Source organism: Dokdonella sp., from assembly GCF_017744955.1.
In the GTDB taxonomy this organism is placed as follows: domain Bacteria; phylum Pseudomonadota; class Gammaproteobacteria; order Xanthomonadales; family Rhodanobacteraceae; genus Dokdonella_A.
The window spans coordinates 291,602-312,374 of record NZ_JAGIAG010000002.1 but is presented as its reverse complement, the minus strand read 5'-3'; the positions used below and the strand labels follow the sequence as shown (position 1 = coordinate 312,374).

The following is a 20,773-nucleotide window of genomic DNA, read 5'->3' as shown; positions in this document are numbered from 1 at the left end:
CCCTACTCCGCCGCCTGCAACTGCGCCGGCAGCGGCTTCAATCCCATCGCGATGCGATAGCGCGCATACAGCGCCTGCACCTTGGCGACGTAGGCCTGCGTCTCCGCGTACGGCGGCACGCCGCCGTACTGCTGGACTGCGCCGATGCCGGCGTTGTAGGCGGCGGCGACCAGCGTGAGGTCGCCTTCGTAGCGCTTGCGCAGGTCGCGCAGCAGGCGCGCGCCGCCGTCGATCGAGGCCTTGGCCGAGTACGGATCCTTGACGCCGTATTCGCGGCTGGTCTCCGGCATCAGCTGCATCACACCCTGCGCGCCCTTCTCCGACAGCGCGTTCGCGTCGTAGGCGCTTTCCGCGTGCGCGATCGCGCGCAGCCAGGCTTCGTCGACGCCGGTCGCCTTCGCGGCGGCCTTGAACTGCTGCTTGAACTCGGCCAGCCGCGGCTTGCCGATCTTGCCGAGTCCTTCGTGCGCGGGCGACCCGGGCGGCGTCGCTACGGTGAACGCCAGCACCGGCGTCGAGCCCGGCAGGTTGCGCGTGCCGTAGACGGTCTTGCCGTCCTGTTCGCGCCGGTACAGCGTACCGTGCACGAGGCCGAGCGAACCCCACAGGTTCGGCACCGCGGCGGCGCCGTCGTCGAGCTGCTTGGCGAAGCATTCCGAACCAGGCTCCGGCGCCGTCGCTAGGCTGACCGTGCCGTCGCGCACACACCGGTAGACCGTGCGCGCGGATACTTCGCCCGCGAACAGCGCCGCGGCGAGCGGCAAGACGGCGAACCCGGCCCGGATCATGCGCGAAAGGCTGCCACGAAGATTCATGCCGGCGGAAGTGCGGGTCGTCGCGGCGGCGCGCAAGAGCGGGCGAATGTCGCAAATCGTCTCCGCGCGTTCACCGGCGGGACAGGAAACTTTTCCGGAGTCGTGACGATGCTTCGATCCGTACCGCGCTTCGCGCTGGCGGCGCTGCTGGCCGCCGGCGCCTCCCCGCCCTGCTATGCCGCGATCGACTTGGACCTGTCCTACGTCGACCTGCAATCGCCGGCCTACTGGCGCTTCGAGGCCTGGGTCGACCAGGCCGTCGCCGGCGCACCCGGCTACGCGTTCTCGGCCACCGACGCGGCCTACCTGTTCCGCCTGACCGGCCGGGCGCCCTACGCGGCGCTGGCCGTGCAGATGGTGGAACGGCAAGTCGCCGATGCCGAGGCGCTGATCGCGCAGGGAGAGCGCCCGGAGATTTCCGGCGATTCGTACCTGCACGTCGGCGAGATGCTGCGCGACCTCGCGCTGACCTACGACTGGTGCGCCGCGTCGATCACGCCGCAGCAGCGCACGCGCTGGTCCGCCTACGCCGAGCAGGCGGTGTGGAACGTCTGGCATCCGGCCGAGGCGCACTGGGGCGGCCACGCGCATCCGTGGTCCGGCTGGTCGATCGACAACCCGGCCAACAACTACTACTACAGCTTCGTCGAGGCGACGATGGTGTGGGCGCTCGCCACCGATGATGCATCCCAGCGCGCGACGTGGATGCAGTGGCTGCAAGGCGTCAAGCTGCCCGCGCTCGAGCAGTACGCGGCAACGCTCAGCGGGGGCGGCAGCCAGGAAGGCACCGGCTACGGCCTTTCGCACCGCTCGCTGTTCGCGCTGTACCGGCTCTGGCGCGACACCACCGGCGCCGATCTCGCCAACGCCAATGCGCACCTGACCGACAGCATCGCCTGGTGGATCCACGCCACCGTGCCGACGCGCGACCGCGTCGCGCCGATCGGCGACCAGTCGCGCGTGTCCGAACCGGTGTTGTACGACTACCACCGGCACACGATGCTCGAAGCGCGCCGCATGACCAACGATGCGACCGCGCGCGCGAACGCCTCGTGGTGGCTGCACGCGATCTCGCAGGCGCAGATGGAAAGCGGCTTCAACTTCCGCCACGACCTGCTGCCGTCCGGCGACGCCGGAGCCCCGCCCGACCGACTCGTCTATCACGCCACCGGCACCGGCCAGCTGTTCGCGCGTACCGGCTGGGACGAAGGCGCGACGTGGCTGCAGTTCTCGGCCGGCCCCTACGTCGAGAGCCACGCGCATCAGGATCAAGGATCGTTCACGCTGTTCCGGCGCGACTGGCTCGCCGTCACCGAGAACATCTGGACGCACAGCGGCATCCAGCAAGGCACCGACGTGCACAACCTGCTGCGCTTCGAACGCGACGGCGCGCTCGTGCCGCAGCGCATCGGCACGACCTCGAGCATGATCGTCACGCCGGGCGCGGGCGGCGCCGTGCACGTCGAAGCCGACCTGACGCCGGCCTACGACGGCGATCCCGCCGTGCAGAGCTGGCGGCGCACGCTCGACTTCGCCGGCGGCACGCTGGTCGTTCGCGACCGCTACGCGCTCGGCGCGAATACGCAGGCGGTGTTCCAGCTCAACGTGCCGGTCCAGCCGACGATCGACGGCGCCACCGCCCGCACCGGCGACCTGCGCGTGCGCGTGCTGTCGCCGCCGGACGCGACGCTGAGCGCGCTCGACTGGACCACGCGCAGTGGTCCGGACGAGACCTTCCGGCGCGGCTGGCGTCTCGACATCGCCGGCGGCACCGGCGAGTACGTGGTCGAACTCGAAGCCGGCGACGGGATCTTCGCCGACGGCTTCGACTGAGCGGACGCGTCAGTCCGGCCGCGGGCAGGACAGCGACGGCGGGAAGATGAAGCGCTCGACGCCGACGTCGAGCGCCATCTGCAACGGCAGGTCGCCGCCGCCGGAGCGTGCCAGGTTGGCGTCGACGTTCGCGCGCACGCGGCCGTCGCCGAGATCGCCGAAGGTGATCGAGGCGGTGCCCATGATGCCGACCATGTACGAGCCGCCGACGAAGTTGCCGCCGATGCTGCTGAGGAACTCGACCTGTATGACCTCGCCGGTCGCGTTCGCCGCGTCGACGACCAGATTCATGCGCAGGCTCTCGAAATCGCCTTCGCTCGGCGAGGTCAGCACCGAAACGGTGACCAGGCGGCTGCCGTCTTCGCGATCCTCGTAGATCGCGTAGTTGCCCGGCTCGTCGACGTCGTAGCTGCGCGCGCCTCCGTCGACCGTTCCCGTCGCCGTGCCGTCGCCGAGTCCGGTCGTGTTGTCGGGCAGGTCGCCGACGTAGCGCGCGGCGGCGAACGTGTTCAACGCGTACTGGAACTGCTGCAGGCTGGTGTCGGTCGCGCCGCAGGCTTCGATCAGGATGAACGCGTCGAACTCGGGCTCGAAACGCACCAATCCGCCGCGCGCGGTGTCGTTGCGCGGCACCGTGATGCTGACCGGTCCCTGCAGCGGCGCGTCGGTCGGCGTGAAGCGGAACACCGGGCCGACGAAGCTCATGTCGAACGGCGGCGGCGGCGGATCGTCGAGGCGCTCGATGCCGAAGGTGACCGGCTGGGCGACGGTGTTCGCCGGCACTTCCAGCTTGGCGCCGCACAGCTCCAGGACGCCGCCCTCGCTGCCGATCGTCGACTGCACCGGCGCGCAGTTCGGTGCGGAGATCTCGAATCCATTCTCGAAGATCAGATCCTTCGGGTCGACGCCGGCTTGCGCCGAAGGCAGTGTGGCGAGGATCGCCAAGACGAGCGGAACGGATGCGCGAGGAACGCGATTCGGCATGGGTTCACCTGGATTTCGAGGACGGAGAGACGCGCGTCGCGAGCGAGGCGCACTCGGAGTCTCGGTGTTCCGGAATCGGCCTGTCAATACGAAAGTCCTCGCACTTTTCGACGCGTCGACCGTACGCACTCGTGTGTAGGAGCGGATTTGTGTCCACGCATCGCATCGGACCGCCGTTTTCGGTGCCCGGAAAGAAGCGCGGAAGAGCCAGAAATATATTTCTCCCATACGCCGCAGTACGCCCGCTCGACTACGGCATTTGTCGTATAGGCGGGTGCGTTTCGCCTGACTAGCATCCGTCTGCCGCCCTTGCCGGGGCGTGTCCGGGACTGCCGCATGTTCGCCACGGGGGGAAGTGCGCGTCGCGGCGCCGCCGCGGCCGCGCGCCTCGTCGCGTGCGACCGAGGCGACGGCGAACGTACCGGCATCCGGCGCGTCGCCGCGATCGGCGCCACCTTCGACGACCGCAGCGTTCTGTCAGCCGAACGCACGCAGCGGCAGCGGACGGCCCTGCCCGGCGGCTCGAATGCACGCGTGCACATGCGCCGGCGCGATCGAGCGACGAAATGCCGTGCGACCCGACTGTTTCCCATTCTGGAAAAATCCCATGATCGACAAGTACCGCCTGCTCCTGCTCGTCCTGCTCGGTGCGCCACTCGCCGCGTCGCACGCGCAGACTCCGAGCATGCCCGACCCGATCGCGATCCAGATCGCCACCGGCGCCCTCCACACCTGCGTGGTGACGACGATCGGCACGGTCGAATGCTGGGGCGCCAACATGATGGGCCAGCTCGGCGACGGCACGCTCACGGATCGCGACGTAGCGATACCGGCGGTCGGACTGAACGCGCGAGCCGCCGCGGTCGGCGCGGGCTTCGTCCATTCCTGCGCATTGACCACCGTCGGCGGCGTGAAGTGCTGGGGAAACAACGACCAGGGCCAGCTCGGCGACGGCACGACGACGAACCGCGCGACGCCGACGGATGTCCTGACCCTCGAGTCGGGCATCGCAGCCATCGCGACGTCTGCCAGCTACAGCTGCGCCCTGACCGACCGCGGCGGCGCGAAATGCTGGGGTGACAATTCGGACGGCCAGCTCGGTGACGGCAGTACCGTCTCGCACACCGTCGCCAGGGACGTTTCCGGCCTGACCACGGGCATCGTCGCGCTGGCCGCCGGAGCCAGCCACAGTTGCGCGTTGACGACTTCCGGCGGTGTGAAGTGCTGGGGCAACAACGGCAGCGGCCAGCTCGGCAACGGCGGCACGACGGACAGTCCCGTGCCCGTCGACGTCGGCGGCCTGGGAACGACGGCAATCGCGATCGCCGCAGGCCTTGCCCACACGTGTGTGCTGACCACCGCCGGCGGTGTCAAATGCTGGGGCGCCAACGACAACGGCCAGCTCGGCGACGGCAGCACCACACAGCCTTCCGCCCCCGTCGACGTGGTCGGATTGAGTTCGGGCGTCGCCGCGATCGCCGCCGGCTTCAGCAGCTCCTGCGCGGTGACGACGACGGGCGACGTCAAATGCTGGGGCGACAACCTCTACAGCCAGCTCGGCGACGGCAGCACCGTCTCGAGCAGCGTCCCGGTCGACGTGCTGCACCTGCCATCGCGTACGAGAGCGGCGACGATCAGCTTTACGCACGCCTGCGCGCTCGGCACGCAGGGCGACGTCGCCTGCTGGGGCGACAACGGCCTAGGCCAGCTCGGCCGCGGCGACAGTTCCTCCACTCCGGGGCTGGTGCCGATGGACGTGCACGGGCTGGGCAAGGGCTTCGCCTCGTTCGACGCCGGTTTCGACCACACCTGCGCGCTGAGCCGTGGCGGCGCGCCGCTGTGCTGGGGCGACAATCAGCTCGGCCAGCTCGGTGTCGGCGTCACGGCATCCGCTCCGAATCCGACACCGCTCGCCGTCGTCGGGCTCGCCGGCGAGGCGAGCACCTTCTCCGCCGGCGGCTATCACACCTGCGCCAAGCTCGCGTCCGGCGGCGTGCAGTGCTGGGGCTACAACGGCGACGGCGAACTCGGCGACGGCAGCACGACCAGCAGCACGCTGCCGGTGGACGTGCCCGCGCTCGACGAGGACGACGCGCGGCTTTCCGCCGGCGGCCAGCACGGCTGCGCGATCACCGACGCGGGCGCGGCGAAATGCTGGGGCTGGAACGCCCACGGCCAGCTCGGCGACGACTCGTTCGTCGATCGGCTCGCGCCGGTGGCCGTCGCCGGGCTCGACGGCGACGTCGCGTCGATCGCGGCGTTCGACAGCCACACCTGCGCGCTGACCGCCGACGGCGGCGTGAAATGCTGGGGCTACAACTATTTCGGCCAGCTCGGCGACGGCACCTACGCGGATCGCCGCGTGCCGGTCGACGTCGCGGACCTGCCGCTCGGCGCGATGGCCGTCGCGACCGGCGCCGAGCACAGCTGCGCGCTGCTGCCCGACGGCACGGCGACATGCTGGGGCCGCAACGACCACGGCGAGCTCGGCAACGGCGCGGTCGTGCATTCCACGGCCATCCCGGTGTCCGTGGACGGCCTGCTCGGCGCGCAGGCGCTCGCCGCCGGCGCTCACCACACCTGCGCCCTGGCCGCGGCCGGAACGGTGAAATGCTGGGGTCTCAACAACCACGGCCAGCTCGGCGACGGGTCGACCGAGGACAGCACGTCCGCCGTCGACGTCGCCGGCCTCGGCGAGGTGGTGGCGATCGGCGCCGGCTATTTCCACACCTGCGCGCTGACCGTGGCGGGCGAGCTGAAATGCTGGGGCGCGAACGACCGCGGCGCGCTCGGCAACGGCGCAACCGCCGATCGCCACGTGCCGACCAGCGTACTGCTCGGCCAATCGCTGGCCTTCGACGCGGCGGCGACGATGGCGGTCGGCCAGAGCCTGCCGTTGACGGCCACGGCGAGCAGCAGCGGCGCCGCCGCTTTCGACGTCTGGACGCCGGCCACCTGCGCGGTCGAAGGCGCCACGCTGCGCGCGATCCGTTCCGGCCTGTGCGGCGTGCGCGCCACGCAGGATGGCGCCACCGATGCGCAAGGCAACGGCTATGCGTCCGCGCCTCAGCAATCGCGGTTGGTGCAGATCGCGCGCAATACGCAGAGCATCCGCGACTTCCTCTCCGATCCCGCCCACCCGGTCTACTCGCCGAACGCGACGTTCCAGGTCTCCGCGCACGCCGGCGGCAGCGGCAATCCGGTCGCGTTCTCCATCGACCCGGGTTCGGCGGCGACCTGCTCGATCGCCGGACGCGCGGTGTCGATCCTGGCCGCCGGCATCTGCACGGTGCTCGCCGACCAGCCCGGTGGCTTCGAATACGAACCGGCGCCGCAAGCGCGGCTCGACGTGGCGATCGGCAAGGCCGTCCAGTCGATCGTGTTCGCGCCGGCCCCGACGATCGTCGTCGGCGGTACCGGCACCGTCTCGGCCAGAAGCGGCGTGCCCAACTCCGGCAATCCGCTCGTGCTCTCCGCCGCGCCCGCGACGGTGTGCACGATCGACGGCGCGACCGTCAGCGGCATCGCCGCGGGCCTGTGCACGGTGACCGCGCACCAGGCCGGCAACGGCAACTACCTCGACGGCGAGGCGAGCCTCACGATCCGCGTCCTGCGTCCCGGCCAGGCCGCGTTGAGTGTCGGCATCAGCGACGACCGCGACTACGCGCGCTACGGCATGGAACTGAACTATCTGGTCACCGTCAGCAACAGCGGCAAGGGCGACGCCGTCGACCTGCACGTCGCCGCCGCGCTGCCGGCGCAACTGGATCCGGCGCGCACGCACTGGACCTGCCTCGACGGCGGCGACGGCGCGAGCTGTACCGCCAGCGGCAGCGGCGCGCTCGACGACGCCGGCGTCGTGATCCCGGCCGGCCGCAGCGTGAGCTGGCGGATCGCCACCGCGGTGCGCGCGGATGCCGCGGGCGAGGCGATCGAGCACACCGTCGCCGTCGTCGAGGACGGCGTTTCCACCGAGGCGACCGATCGCGACGTGCTGGTCCTGTTCCGCAGCGGCTTCGACGCGGCGCCGGCGGACGGCGCGCAATACGTGCGGCCGTAGGCGGCGCGGCCGGCATGCGATCCGCCGAATGCAGCGCCTCTTCGGCGCCCGCGAACGAAACGGGCTCGGTGCGGGCCGGCGCTTCAGCCGCCGCCGAGGCCGATGCGCACCGCGAACGCGGTGAGTTCGGCGGTGCTGTGCAGGTCGAGCTTGCGCATCAGGTTCTCGCGATGCTTGCGCACGGTCAGCGGACTGATGCGCAGGCGGGCGCCGATCTGCTGGTGGCCGTCGCCGTCGGCGATGCCGCGCAGGATCTGCCACTCGCGCTCGGTCAGCGGAATCGGCGACAAGGCCGCGTTCGCCGGCACCGTCGCCGCGCCGCCGGCGGGACCCGGCACGGCGGCGCGCAGGCTGCGGCCGACGTAGGTTTCCCCGGCGACCACCGCGCGCACCGCTTCGCGCACCTCGCCGGCTTCGTCGTGCTTGGCCAGATAGCCGTCGGCGCCGGCTTCGAGCGCGGCGCGCAGCGTGCGCGTGTCGACGTTCGCCGTCAGCACCAGGATGCGCAGGCCCGGATACGCAGCGCGCAACTCGCCGATGAACGACAGCCCGGCCACGCCCGGCATGCCGAGGTCGAGCACGATCAGGTCGGCTGCACACTCGCGCAGCGACGCGAGCACCGCCACCGCATCGCCGGCCTCGCCGACGACCTTCCAGCCGGGCACCAGGTCGAGCAGCAGGCGCAAGCCTTCGCGCACCACGGCGTGATCCTCGGCCAATACGATGCGCAGGTCGGTGTCGGCTTCGGACATGGGTGAATCGAACTCCGCAGAACGGCGCGCCGGCCGCATGCGACGCAACCTATGATGGAAGCACGACGTGCGCAACCCGAGCGGATCAGCGTGACCACGACTTCGAACGAAGCGGAGCAATCCGCGCTGGTGGACCTGCTCTATCGGCAGTCGCGCGCGGTCCTGTTCGCCAATTTCGTGATCCCGATCCCGGTCGTCGGCGTGCTGTGGCCATACGCGCCGGCCATGGGCCTGCTGGCCTGGGCGGGCGCGGTGTACCTCGCCACGGCGGCGCGCCTGGCGCTGAGCCTCGCCTACGCGCGGCGCGCGACGCCGGCGCGAAGCGCCGTCTGGGCGTGGCGCTTCGCCGTCGGCAGCAGCGTGTCGAGCGCGTTGTGGGGCTGGATCGGCTGGGCGTTCTACCAGCCCGAGCAGCCGCAACTGGTGGCCTTCACCTGCATCGTCATCGCCGGCCTGTCCTCCGGCACGATCGCCTCGTTCGCCGCGTTTCCGCCTGCCGCCGCCGCGGCGCAGGTGCTGTTGATCCTGCCGTTCGTGTCGCGCAGCTTCGCCGACGGTCACGGCCTCGCCTTCGTCTACGGCGCGTTCGCGCTGTGCCTGTTCTGCGTCAACCTCTACTACAGCCGCGTCACCTATCTCACCCTGATCGACAGCGTGCGTCTGCGCTTCGCCAACACGGCGCTGATCGGCCAGTTGCGCGTCGAGCGCGATCGCGCCGAGGCGGCCAATCTGGCCAAGTCGCGCTTCCTCGCCGCGGCCAGCCACGACCTGCGCCAGCCGGTGCACGCGCTCGGCCTGTTCGCTTCCGCGCTCGGCACGCTGGCGCAGCGCGGCGACGTGGCGCAGACCGAAGGCCGCCTGATCGCGGCCAAGCTGTCGGCCGTGCTAAAGAGCCTCGGCGGGCTGCTGCACGGCCTGCTCGACATCTCGCGGCTCGACGCCGGCATCGTGCAGCCCGAGCCGCGCGCGCTGGCGGTGACGGAACTGTTCGCAGCGCTGCGGCACGAATTCGCCGATGCGGCGCAGGCGAAGGCACTCGATCTGCGCTCGGTGCCGAGCCGCTGCTGGATCCGCAGCGATCCCCTGCTGCTGCGGCGCATCCTCGACAACGTCCTCAGCAACGCGATCCGCTACACGCCGCGCGGCGGCATCCTCGTCGGCTGCCGGCGACGCGGCGACGCGCTGGAGATCCAGGTCTGGGACACCGGCATCGGCATCGCGCGCGACCAGCACGAGGCGATCTTCCACGAGTTCGCCCAGGTCGACAATCCGCAGCGCGACCGCGAACAGGGACTCGGCCTGGGCCTGGCGATCGCGCAGCGCGCGGCCGGCCTGCTCGGCCATGCGCTCGGCGTGCGCTCCGTGCCGGGGCGCGGTTCGATGTTCTGGGTGCGCGTGCCGCTCTGCGCCGCGCCGGCGCCGTCCGTGCCGGCGACGCCCGCGGCGACGGCGCGCGGAATCGCACGCGGCGTAATCGTGGTCGACGACGACGCGCAGGTGCTCGACGCGTTGAGCTACCAGCTGCGCACCTGGGGCTGCGCCGTCTACGCTGGCCTCGACGCCGAGCGCGCGCGGCATGCGCACGAGGCGGCGCGGCGGCACGGCGACGCGCCCGTCGACCTGATCATCGCCGACTACCGCCTCGCCGGCGGCGTGCACGGCGCGCAGGCGATACGGCAGTTGGTCGACTATCTCGGCACGCCGGTGCCGGCGGCGATCGTCACCGGCGACACCTCGCCCGAACGCCTGCGCGAGGCGCGCGCCAGCGGCTATCGCCTGCTGCACAAGCCGGTCGCGGCCGAGCAATTGCGCGAACTGGTCGAGCAGTCCGCGCTCGCCGCACGGGTGTGAGGTTCGCCCCGTTCGAACGGCGGTCCGCTCGAACGAAGCGAGCCGCTCAGCGCACGCCTGTCTCGTTGCGCGCGATGACCAGGCGCTGGATCTCGCTGGTGCCTTCGTAGATCTCGGTGATCTTGGCGTCGCGGAAGTAGCGCTCCAGCGGCATTTCCTTCGAGTAGCCCATGCCGCCGTGGATCTGCACCGCCTGGTGCGTGACGAACATCGCCGCTTCCGAGGCGAACAGCTTGGCCACCGAGGCTTCGGTGCTGAAGCGGCCGCCGTTCTTCGCCGTCTCGCCCTTGGCGAACGCGGCGCGCAGCACCAGCAGGGTCGCCGCGTCGAGGCGGCACTTCATGTCGGCGATCTTGGCCTGGATCATCTGGAACGAACCGATCGGCGAGCCGAACGCCTTGCGTTCGCGCACGTAGACCACGCTCGCGTCGTACGCGGCGCGCGCCAGACCGACCGCCTGCGAGGCGATGCCGATGCGGCCGGCGTCGAGCACGCCCATCGCGATCGCGAAGCCCTTGCCTTCCGGTCCGAGCAGGTCGGCGGCCGGGCAGACGTAGTCGCTGAACTCGATCTCGCAGGTCGCCGACGCGCGGATGCCGAGCTTCGGCTCGGTCTTGCCGGCGTGGAAGCCCGGACGGCCGGTGTCGATCAGGAACGCCGAAACGCCCTTCGCGCCGATGCCCGGCGTGGTGATCGCGAACAGCACGATGTACTTGGCGACGGGGCCGGAGGTGATCCAGCTCTTCTTGCCGTTGATGACCCAGTCGCCGGCGGCGTTCTTCTCCGCGCGCGTGTGCATCGCCGAGGCGTCGGAGCCGGACTGCGGTTCGGTCAGCGCATAGGCGCCGATCGCCTCGCCGGACGCGACCGCGCGCACGTACTTCTGCTTCTGCTCCTCGGTCCCGTAGGTGAGGATGCCGTTGCAATAGAGCGAGTTGTTGACCGACATGATGGTCGAATGCGCGCAGTCGGCCGCCGCGATCTCGATCATCGCCAGTGCGTAGGCGACCGGATCCATGCCGGCGCCGCCGTACTCGACCGGCACCTCGATGCCCATCAGGCCGAGCTGGCCCATCTCGCGGATGTTGTCGAGCGGGAACTCGCCTTTCGCGTCGAGCTCGGCCGCGACCGGCGCGATGCGCCGCGTCGCGAAGTCGCGCGCGATGGCCTGGATGGAGCGTTGGTCTTCGGTCAGATTGAAATCCATGACGGTTCCCGTTGCAGAGTGGACGGTGCAGCCTGCCGTTCGTCGCCTCCTCGCCGAGGAGCGCGGCGGCCGCGCGAGGGCGGCGATGGAAACGACGAGGCGGAAAGGACGGACAGAACGCGGATTTTAGCGTTCGCGCCGCTCAGCGCGCGAGCGCGGAGAAATCGCAGGGCTTGCCGCGCAGGCGCTGGTCGAGTAGCCACGGCAGCAAACCGTCCTCGGCGTAGGCGCGCGACCAGATCACGTGCTTCTCGCCGGCGTACTCGGTATAGCGCGGCTTGCCGCCCATCGCGCGCAGCGCGCGTACCACGGCGCGGGAGCCGACCATGGCGCCGTCATAGCCGGTCTCGACGTCGGTGTCGTCGTCCTCGGAGCCGTGGAAGACCCATTGCGGTACGTCGCGGATCGGTCCGAGGCCGGCCAGCTCGGTCATGCCGGACATCGGCACGCCGGCGGCGAAGCAGGCCGGATACGCCTTCAGCGTGTCCCACACGCCGGTGGCGCCGTCGGAGATGCCGGTCAGATAAACGCGGCGCGGGTCGATCGGCCAGCGCGACTGTGCGTCGCGCACGACGGCGAGCACGCGTGCCGGCGGCCAGTAGGCGTCGGTCGTCTGCGGTACCACGTAGACCAGCGGGATGCGCTCCTCGCGCGCCGCATCGACCAGTTCGTAGGAACCGTTGCCGCGCCCGGCGAGCTGCGATTCGTTGTCGGTGCCGTCCTGCCAGTCGCCGTGCAGGAACACGATCAGCGGGAGCTTTTCGGCGCCGCGTCTTCCCGGCGTCTCGATCGCCCGGTACGGCACGCGCAGCGCGTCATCGGTCCAGTACTTCGCCAGCTCTTCGTCTTCGAGCGCGGCGGCCGCGGCGTGGCCGCACAGGCCGAGCGCGAGGATGACGAAAGCACGGCGCAGCCGCGCCCTGAGGAAATGTCCGGACATCGCCCAAGCATACCGTCTCGCCCGCCGTGGGCAGCGCATTGACGCTGCCGCCGCCGCTCGCTACGCTAGCTTTATCTTTGTATCAAGATAAAGGGATACATCTTGGATCTGGCCGCCACTTCGGCCCTGTTGCGCCTGCTCTCCGATCCGACGCGCGTGCGCCTGCTCGCCCTGCTGGAACGCGAGGAACTCACCGTCGCCGAGCTGTCGGCCGTACTGCGGCTGGCGCAGCCGCGCGTGTCCACGCATCTGGCCAAGCTGAAGGAAGCCGATCTGGTACGCGACCGGCGCGCCGGCGTGTCCTCGTACTACCGCTACAACGGCGAACTCGACGCGAAGGAGAACGCGCTGCTGCGCGCGCTCAAGGACAACGTCGACGACGCCATCCTGCGCGACGACGAGCGCCGCCTGCCCGCCCTGCTCGCCAAGCGCGCGCGCGCCGAAGGCTGGGCCGACACCGTCGCCGGCGACATGGAGCGCCATTATTCGCCCGGCCGCACCTGGGAAGCGTTGGCGCGCGGAATGACGCAGCTGGTCGAGACCGGCGACGTGCTCGACATCGCCTCCGGCGACGGCGTGCTGGCGGAACTGCTCGCTTCGCGCGCGCGCTCGATCGTCTGCGTCGACACCAGCGAACGCGTCGTCGCGGCGGCGCGCCAGCGCCTGAAGGCCTACACCAACGTGGATGTGCGCGTCGGCGACATGCACGCGCTCGAGGCTCACGCGGCGAGTTTCGATCTGGTCCTGCTGATGCACGCGCTGACCTACAGCGAACAGCCGGCGCAGGTGATCGCCGAGGCCGCGCGCGTGCTGCGCCCCGGCGGCCGCCTGCTGGTCGCGACGCTGGCGCGCCACGCGCATCGCACCGTCGTGGAGCCGTTCGAGCACCGCAATCTCGGCTTCACGCCGGACGAGCTGCGCGAGTTCGCGCGCCGGTCGAAGCTCGAGGTGGTGGCCTGCGAACGCCTGACGCGCGAACGCCGCGCGCCGCATTTCGAAGTTCTGAGCCTGCTCGCGAGGAAGCCGTGAACCTGCCCTATCTCAATCCCGCCCGCGCCGAAGCGCTGTTCGACGCGCTCGCGCGACGCATCCTGATCATCGACGGCGCGATGGGCACGATGGTGCAGGGCTACAAGCTCGACGAGGCCGACTATCGCGGCGAGCGCTTCGCGCCCGGTTTCGACACCCGCCACGAACCGCAGCGCGACGCCGACGCGCAGCCGGGCCACGACCTCAAGGGCAACAACGACCTGCTGACGCTGACGCGTCCCGACGTGATCGGCGCGATCCACACCGCCTATCTCGAGGCCGGCGCGGACCTGCTCGAGACGAACACGTTCAACGCGACGTCGATCAGCCAGGCCGACTACCACCTCGAACACCTCGTCTACGAACTCAATCGCGAAGGTGCGCGGCTCGCGCGCGCGTGCTGCGACGCGATCGAAGCGAAGATCCCCGGCAAGCCGCGCTTCGTGATCGGCGTGCTCGGCCCGACCAGCCGCACCGCCTCGATCAGCCCGGACGTGAACGACCCGGGCTTCCGCAACACCAGCTTCGAGGAACTGCGCGCCGCCTACCGCGAAGCCGCGGCCGGACTGGTCGACGGCGGCGCCGACGCGCTTATGGTCGAGACGATCTTCGACACCTTGAACGCGAAGGCGGCGCTGTTCGCGATCGACGAACTGTTCGACGAGCGCGGTGCGCGCCTGCCGGTGATGATCTCCGGCACGATCACCGATCTTTCCGGCCGCACCCTGTCGGGCCAGACGGCGGAGGCGTTCTACACCTCGGTCGCGCACAGCCGCCCGCTGTCGGTCGGACTCAATTGCGCACTCGGCGCGAAGGAGCTGCGCCAGTACGTGGACGTGCTGGCGCAGGTCGCCGACGGCTACGTCAGCGCGCATCCGAACGCGGGCCTGCCGAACGCGTTCGGCGAATACGACGAGACGCCGGAGCAGATGGCCGCGCTGATCGGCGAGTTCGCGCGCTCCGGCCTTTTGAATCTCGTCGGCGGCTGCTGCGGCACGACACCGGCGCACATCGCCGCGATCGCCGCGGCCGTGGACGGCGTCGCGCCGCGGGCGTTGCCGGTGGCGGCAGCCGCATAGAAACAAGACCTCGACGCGGATCGAGGCGGATGAACGCGGATAGAGCCGAGTTCAAATACGCCGTATTCGCGTCCATCCGCCTCGATCCGCGTCCCAATCTCTTCTTTGTTCGCACCGATGAATAACAACGTTCGCCACACTCGCCTTTCCGGCCTGGAGCCGCTGGTCATCACGCCGGAGCTGCTGTTCGTCAACGTCGGCGAGCGTACCAACGTGACCGGCAGCGCGCAGTTCCGCAAGTTGGTCAAGGAAGAGCGCTACGACGAAGCCGTGGCGGTCGCGCGCCAGCAGGTCGAGAACGGTGCGCAGATCCTCGACGTCAACATGGACGAAGGTCTGATCGATTCCGAGGCCGTGATGGTGCGGTTCCTCAACCTGATCGCCTCCGAGCCCGACATCGCGCGCGTGCCGGTGATGGTCGACTCCTCGAAGTGGAGCGTGATCGAAGCCGGCCTGCGTTGCCTGCAGGGCAAGGGCGTGGTCAATTCGATCTCGCTGAAGGAAGGCGAAGAGGTCTTCCTCGACCACGCCAAGAAAGTCCTGCGCTACGGCGCCGCCGCGGTGGTTATGGCGTTCGACGAGCAGGGCCAGGCCGACACCTGCGCGCGCAAGGTCGAAATCTGCACACGCGCCTACAAGCTGCTGACCGAGCGCCTCGGCTTCCCGCCCGAGGACATCATCTTCGATCCGAACATCTTCGCCATCGCGACCGGCATCGAGGAGCACGACAACTACGCCGTCGACTTCATCGAGGCGACGCGCCAGATCAAGGCGACGCTGCCGCACTGCCACGTCTCCGGCGGCGTGTCGAACGTGTCGTTTTCGTTCCGCGGCAACGAGACCGTGCGCCAGGCGATCCACGCGGTGTTCCTGTACCACGCGATCCGCGCCGGCATGGACATGGGCATCGTCAATGCCGGCGCGCTGCCGATCGTCGACGATCTCGATCCGGAACTGCGCGAGCGCGTCGAGGATGTCGTGCTGAACCGGCGCAAGGACGCCACCGAGCGACTGCTCGAGATCGCCGACCGCTACAAGGCGAAGAAAGGCGAGGTCGTGGTCGAGAACCTCGCCTGGCGCAGCCTGCCGATCCGCGAGCGCCTGACACACGCGCTGGTGCACGGCATCGACGCCTACGCCGAGGCCGATACCGAGGAAATGCGCCTGGAATGCACGCGCCCGCTCGACGTGATCGAAGGGCCGCTGATGGACGGCATGAACGTGGTCGGCGACCTGTTCGGCGCCGGCAAGATGTTCCTGCCGCAGGTGGTGAAATCGGCGCGCGTGATGAAGAAGGCGGTCGCCTACCTGCTGCCCTTCATCGAGGCCGAGAAGGCGCGCACCGGCGACACCGGCAAGTCCAACGGCAAGATCGTCATGGCGACGGTCAAGGGCGACGTGCACGACATCGGCAAGAATATCGTCGGCGTGGTGCTCCGCTGCAACAACTTCGAGGTGATCGACCTCGGCGTGATGGTGCCGGCGCAGAAGATCCTCGACACCGCGATCGCCGAGAAGGCGGACATGATCGGACTGTCCGGCCTGATCACGCCGTCGCTGGAGGAAATGAGCCACGTCGCGCGCGAGATGCAGCGGCAGGAGTTCGAACTGCCGCTGCTGATCGGCGGCGCGACGACGTCGCGCGCGCACACGGCACTGAAGATCGAGCCGCATTACAAGGCGCCGACGGTATGGGTCAAGGACGCCTCGCGCGCGGTCGGCGTGGCGCAGTCGCTGATCTCCAAGGACCTGGTCGACGCGTTCATGGCGAAAATCCGCGCCGAATACGCCGAGATCCGCGTGCGGCACAAGGACCGCGGCGGCGCCAAGCGGCTCGTTCCGCTCGACAAGGCGCGCGCGCAGCGCTTCGACGGCGGCTGGGCCGACTACGTTCCGCCGGCGCCGCGCACGCCGGGCGTCACCGCATTCGACGACTATCCGCTGACCGAGCTGATCGAATTCATCGACTGGTCGCCGTTCTTCAACGCCTGGGAGCTGGCCGGGAAATTCCCGGCGATCCTGGAAGACCCCGTCGTCGGCGCGCAAGCCAGCGAGCTGTACCGCGATGCGCGCGCGATGCTCGACAAGATCGTCGCCGAGAAATGGCTGAAGGCGAGCGGCGTGATCGGGTTCTGGCGCGCGAATTCGGTCGGTGACGACGTTGAACTCTGGGATCCGGGGAAGACCGGCATCTCACCCCAATCCCAGCGTCTTCATTTCCTTCGCCAGCAAGTCGACAAGCCGGTCGAGCGGCCGGACTTCTGCCTGGCCGACTTCGTCGCGCCGAAGGATTCCGGGCGCGAGGACTGGATCGGCGCATTCGCGGTGACCGCCGGCATCGGCATCGACGAGCACGTCGCGCGCTTCGAGAGCGACCACGATGACTACTCGGCGATCCTGCTGAAGGCGCTGGCCGATCGTCTGGCCGAGGCGTTCGCCGAGCGACTGCATCAGCGTGTGCGCCGCGAGTACTGGGGCTACGCGCCGGACGAAGGACTCGACAACGAAGCGCTGATCGGCGAGAAGTACCGCGGCATCCGCCCCGCTCCCGGCTACCCGGCCTGCCCGGACCACACCGAGAAGTCGACGCTGTTCCGCCTGCTCGACGCGACGAGCCGCGCCGGCATCTCGATCACCGAAAGCTTCGCGATGCTGCCGACCGCGGCCGTGTCGGGCTGGTACTTCTCGCACCCGCAGAGCCAGTACTTTGTCGTCGGCCGCCTGACCAAGGAGCAGGTCGAGGATTACGCCAAGCGCAAGGGCTGGTCGCTGGCCGAGGCCGAGCGCTGGCTGGCGCCGAACCTCGACTACGATCCGGATTGACGATCCGAGAAGCACGCAACACCTCAGGGGGACACCTAAGTGAAGTACCCGATCGTCGCGGCAGCGATCCTTCTTCTTGCAGGTTGCGCGAGCACCTCGCCGGTAAGCAAGTACTCGCCTGTCGATCCTGCGCTCGACCGGCTCCTGTACGACCGAGGCGTCTATCTGCTGGTCGCACCGACACCGGACTTCCTTCGCATCACGGGTGGCCATCAGGCGACCATGACCGTCGGCATGCTGTTCGGCGCCGTCGGCGGAGGAATCGGAGCCATTGCAGCGCTCGAACACGCACGCAGTGCCGGGCGTGCGATCGCGACGGAGAACAAGATCGCCGATCCTAGCCCACGCCTGGTGGATCGCGTTCGTGAAATGCTCGCCAAATACGATACCGCGAACACCGCTTCCGGCTTCGCCGTGACCGTCGCCGTGGACGGCTGGGCACTCCACAAGGACAACGTCGCATTCAACGCTTCCGTCGTGATTGCGGAGGCGACCGCGGATGCGAAGAAACGGCCAAGTATCTTCGCGAAGGGTTTCTGCCACTACGAATCGGCTCCCAATGGCCCGACCGCGGAGGCCCTTCTCGCCGATGGAGCGGCCCAACTCAAGAAGGAACTCGACACCGCGCTCGAATACTGCGCGGAGGAGTTCCGTACGAGGTTCTTTCTCTAGCCTGTCGAGACATCGAACGCGGTCGATACCTCGCACCGGCTGATCCACGGCAGCGCACCGCGGCACTCGGGCGCTGGCGGGCGTTGAATTTCTACGGCCCCCGAGTCGGCGGTGCCGACTGAAACCCCATCGAGGGTCGACACGATCCGCGTCGTCGCCCTCGACAGGCTGTCCTCGACGAATGCCTACGGCTTGAGCTTATAGGCCAACACGTAGTCGCCCGGCTTGGTGCCGATCGAGCCGTGCCCGCCGGCCACCAGCAGCACGACCTGCTCGCCCTTGCTGTCCAGATAGGTCATCGGCGTCGCCTGGCCGCCGGCCGGGATGCGCGTTTCCCACAGCACCTTGCCGCTGGCCGCGTCGTAGGCGCGGAAGTCGTCGTCCACCGCCGCGGCGAGGAAGGCCAGGCCGCTGCGCGTGAGCAAGGGTCCGCCGATGCCCGGCACGCCCATGCGGATCGGCAGCGGGACCGGCGAAAGATCGCGGATCGTGCCGTTGCGGTACTGGTAGGCGATCTTGCCGCTGCGCAGGTCCGCCGCCGCGATGGTTCCCCACGGCGGTTGCTGGCACGGCACGCCGAGCGGCGAGAGAAACGGCTTCAGGCTGATCGCGTAGTCGGCGCCTTCGTTGGAATTGACGCCGTGCTCGCCGACATTGGCCGTCTTGACATCGATCTGATCCTTCGGGATCAGCTGCGAGACGAACGCGAGATAGGTCGGCATGCCGAACAGGATCTCGCGCTGCGGATCGACCGCGACGCTGCCCCAGTTGAACACGCCGAAGTTGCCCGGATAGATCAGCGAACCCTGCAACGTCGGCGGCGTGTAACGGCCGTCGTAGCGCAGTTGGCGGAACGCGATGCGACAGAGCATCTGGTCGACCAGGCTCGCGCCCCACATGTCCGCCTCGCGCAGCGGCGGCGGCTCGAAGCTCAGCGCCGAATACGGCTGCGTCGCCGCCACGCGCTGCCGGGGAATGTCCACGCCCTGCGGCGCCGGGCGCTCGGCGACCGGCAGCAGCGGCGCGCCGTTGCGGCGATCGAGCACGTAGACGTCGCCCTGCTTGGTCGGCACCACCAGCGCCGGCGTGCGCCCTGCCGGCAGGTCGAGATCGAGCAACGCGGGCTGCGCCGGAGAATCCATGTCCCACAGGTCGTGATGCACGAACTGCTGCACCCAGCGGACCTGGCCGCTGGAAAGATCGAGCGCGACCACCGAACTGGAATACTTCTCCTCCGCTTCGCTGCGGTAGACACCGAGCTGGTCCGGCGTGCGGTTGCCCATCGGGAAATAGGCCAGGCCCAAGGTCTCGTCCGCGCTCGCGACCGACCAGCTGTTCGGTGAACTGGTGGTGTATTTCTGCGCCGGATCGTTCGGGTCGAGCGGCGCGGTGCGCTCCGGATCGCCCGAATCCCAGTTCCACAGCAGCTTGCCGTCGCGCGCGTCGTAGGCGCGGATCACGCCGGACGGCGAATTCACGGCGTAGTTGTCGTTGACCGCTCCGGCGACGATCACCTTGCCGGCCGCGACCAGCGGCGGCGAGGTCGAGTAGTAATACCCCGGCTCGCGAAAGGGCATGTTGTGCAGGAGGTCGAGCACGCCGTGGTCGGCGAAGTCCTCGCACGGCTTGCCGGTCGCGGCGTCGAGCGCGTGCAGTTTCGCGTCCGCCGACGGCAGGAAGACGCGCGCCTTGCACGCCCGCCCTTCTTCCGCCTCCGCGTCGGCGAAATACGAAACACCGCGGCAGGTCTGGTGCTGACGTTGCGACTCCATGCCCGCAGCCGGATCGAAGCGCCAGCGCACCTGGCCGGTGTCCGCGTCGAGCGCCAACGCCCAGCTGTGCGGCGTGCACAGGTAGAGCGTGCCGCCGATCTTCAGCGGTGTGACTTCGTAGGTGGTCTCGCCGACGTCGTCGGGCCGGCGCACGTCGCCGGTCTGCACCGACCACGCCAGTTGCAGCTGCGCGACGTTGCCGGGAGCGATGCGCTCCAGCGGCGAATAGCGCTGGCCGAATGCGGTGCGTCCGTACGCGCTCCAATCGCCCGGCGCCGTACCGGCGTCGCCGTTGCCGGCGTCCGCGTTCACCACCGCCATCGGCAGCGTGCCTTCGATTTCGTGCGGGTGCCGCGTCATGCCGGCGAAAGCCACCGCCGCCGCCAGAAGCGAGGCGACCACCAGTCCACCGCGCGCGCCGCCGTGACCGCGGCCGCCGAACGAGGCCAGCCAGAGGCCGAGCAAGGCCGGCACGCCGAGCCGGGTCGCCAGCGGCCACCAGTGCAGGCCCGACTCCCACACCGACCAGGCGATCAGCACCAGCAGCCAGAGCGCGTAGACGCCGATCGACCAGGGACGTCGTCGCCAGAAGCCGATCGCCGCGACCAGCAGCACCAGTCCGCTGAGCAGATAGAACGGGCTGCCGTGCAGCGACAGCAGCCAGCCGCCACCGGCGGCGAGCACCAACGCGAACAGCGAAAGGACCAACGCGGCGATCACACGCATGGCGAACTCCCTCGGCTTTCCGGATCGAAAAGCGAAGCCGGTGGCGAAGCGGTCCGGCCTCGGCAGCCTGCTTAGCATCGTGCGAATGCGGCAAAAAGGAAACCGCCGGCTGGCAATCGGCGCGAACGCATCCTTTCTTAACATCGTCCGGGAAAGCGGAGGACTATCCTGATCGCGGAACGGACCTGTGCCGTACCGCAGGCATCCGGTTGATGCACGCCGTCGCATCG

The 20,773-nt window shown here is 69.4% G+C and carries 14 protein-coding genes; 8 read left to right on the top strand and 6 right to left on the bottom strand.

Features of this window, described 5'->3' with window-relative positions:
• Positions 1-2: 2 nt before the first annotated feature.
• Positions 3-788, bottom strand: a complete 786-nt coding sequence (locus J7520_RS06440) for a lytic transglycosylase domain-containing protein (protein ID WP_291185557.1) — start codon at positions 786-788, stop codon at positions 3-5.
• 135 nt (positions 789-923) lie between these two features.
• Between J7520_RS06440 and J7520_RS06435 the strand changes: the two genes are divergently transcribed.
• Positions 924-2,648 carry a heparinase II/III family protein gene (locus J7520_RS06435; RefSeq protein ID WP_291185555.1) on the top strand — a complete coding sequence of 575 codons (1,725 nt, stop codon included), beginning with the start codon at positions 924-926 and terminating at the stop codon, positions 2,646-2,648.
• Positions 2,649-2,657: 9 nt separating this feature from the next.
• Here J7520_RS06435 and J7520_RS06430 read toward each other — a convergent pair whose 3' ends face one another.
• Positions 2,658-3,632: a hypothetical protein gene (locus tag J7520_RS06430; RefSeq protein ID WP_291185553.1), complete on the bottom strand. Its 975-nt coding sequence runs from the start codon at positions 3,630-3,632 to the stop codon at positions 2,658-2,660.
• 607 nt (positions 3,633-4,239) lie between these two features.
• On the opposite strand from J7520_RS06430, the gene J7520_RS06425 reads away from it, so the two are divergent.
• Entirely contained in the window at positions 4,240-7,692 is a 3,453-nt protein-coding gene (locus tag J7520_RS06425; protein WP_291185551.1) for a hypothetical protein, read from the top strand.
• 83 nt (positions 7,693-7,775) lie between these two features.
• Here J7520_RS06425 and J7520_RS06420 read toward each other — a convergent pair whose 3' ends face one another.
• Positions 7,776-8,444 (bottom strand): response regulator transcription factor, encoded by a 669-nt coding sequence (locus J7520_RS06420; RefSeq protein WP_291185548.1) that lies wholly within the window; start codon positions 8,442-8,444, stop codon positions 7,776-7,778.
• Positions 8,445-8,534: 90 nt separating this feature from the next.
• Here J7520_RS06420 and J7520_RS06415 point away from each other — a divergent pair, with 90 nt between their 5' ends.
• Entirely contained in the window at positions 8,535-10,295 is a 1,761-nt protein-coding gene (locus J7520_RS06415; protein ID WP_291185546.1) for a hybrid sensor histidine kinase/response regulator, read from the top strand.
• Positions 10,296-10,341: 46 nt separating this feature from the next.
• Here J7520_RS06415 and J7520_RS06410 read toward each other — a convergent pair whose 3' ends face one another.
• Together J7520_RS06410 and J7520_RS06405 are read right to left on the bottom strand one after the other, a co-directional pair.
• On the bottom strand, positions 10,342-11,502 hold the full coding sequence (locus J7520_RS06410; RefSeq protein WP_291185543.1) for an acyl-CoA dehydrogenase family protein: 1,161 nt from the start codon (positions 11,500-11,502) through the stop codon (positions 10,342-10,344).
• 142 nt (positions 11,503-11,644) lie between these two features.
• Entirely contained in the window at positions 11,645-12,442 is a 798-nt protein-coding gene (locus J7520_RS06405; RefSeq protein ID WP_291185540.1) for a hypothetical protein, read from the bottom strand.
• Positions 12,443-12,544: 102 nt separating this feature from the next.
• Here J7520_RS06405 and J7520_RS06400 point away from each other — a divergent pair, with 102 nt between their 5' ends.
• The 4 genes from J7520_RS06400 (at position 12,545) to J7520_RS06385 (ending at position 18,045) form a co-directional block, all read left to right on the top strand.
• Positions 12,545-13,471 (top strand): metalloregulator ArsR/SmtB family transcription factor, encoded by a 927-nt coding sequence (locus tag J7520_RS06400; RefSeq protein ID WP_291185537.1) that lies wholly within the window; start codon positions 12,545-12,547, stop codon positions 13,469-13,471.
• Complete coding sequence (locus J7520_RS06395) at positions 13,468-14,550, top strand: homocysteine S-methyltransferase family protein (RefSeq protein ID WP_291185535.1); 1,083 nt, start codon at positions 13,468-13,470, stop codon at positions 14,548-14,550. The genes J7520_RS06400 and J7520_RS06395 overlap by 4 nt, the downstream gene beginning before the upstream one ends.
• Positions 14,551-14,667: 117 nt before the next feature.
• Positions 14,668-17,373, top strand: a complete 2,706-nt coding sequence (metH, locus tag J7520_RS06390; RefSeq protein ID WP_291185532.1) for a methionine synthase — start codon at positions 14,668-14,670, stop codon at positions 17,371-17,373.
• Positions 17,374-17,412: 39 nt separating this feature from the next.
• Positions 17,413-18,045 carry a hypothetical protein gene (locus J7520_RS06385; RefSeq protein ID WP_291185529.1) on the top strand — a complete coding sequence of 211 codons (633 nt, stop codon included), beginning with the start codon at positions 17,413-17,415 and terminating at the stop codon, positions 18,043-18,045.
• Positions 18,046-18,230: 185 nt separating this feature from the next.
• On the opposite strand, the gene J7520_RS06380 is transcribed toward J7520_RS06385, so the two are convergent.
• Positions 18,231-20,543 (bottom strand): membrane-bound PQQ-dependent dehydrogenase, glucose/quinate/shikimate family, encoded by a 2,313-nt coding sequence (locus J7520_RS06380; protein ID WP_291185527.1) that lies wholly within the window; start codon positions 20,541-20,543, stop codon positions 18,231-18,233.
• On the opposite strand from J7520_RS06380, the gene J7520_RS06375 reads away from it, so the two are divergent.
• A complete protein-coding gene (locus J7520_RS06375) occupies positions 20,542-20,715 on the top strand; it encodes a hypothetical protein (RefSeq protein ID WP_291185526.1) in 174 nt (57 codons plus the stop codon). The two genes, J7520_RS06380 and J7520_RS06375, sit on opposite strands and share 2 nt — an antisense overlap.
• Positions 20,716-20,773 lie beyond the last annotated feature (58 nt).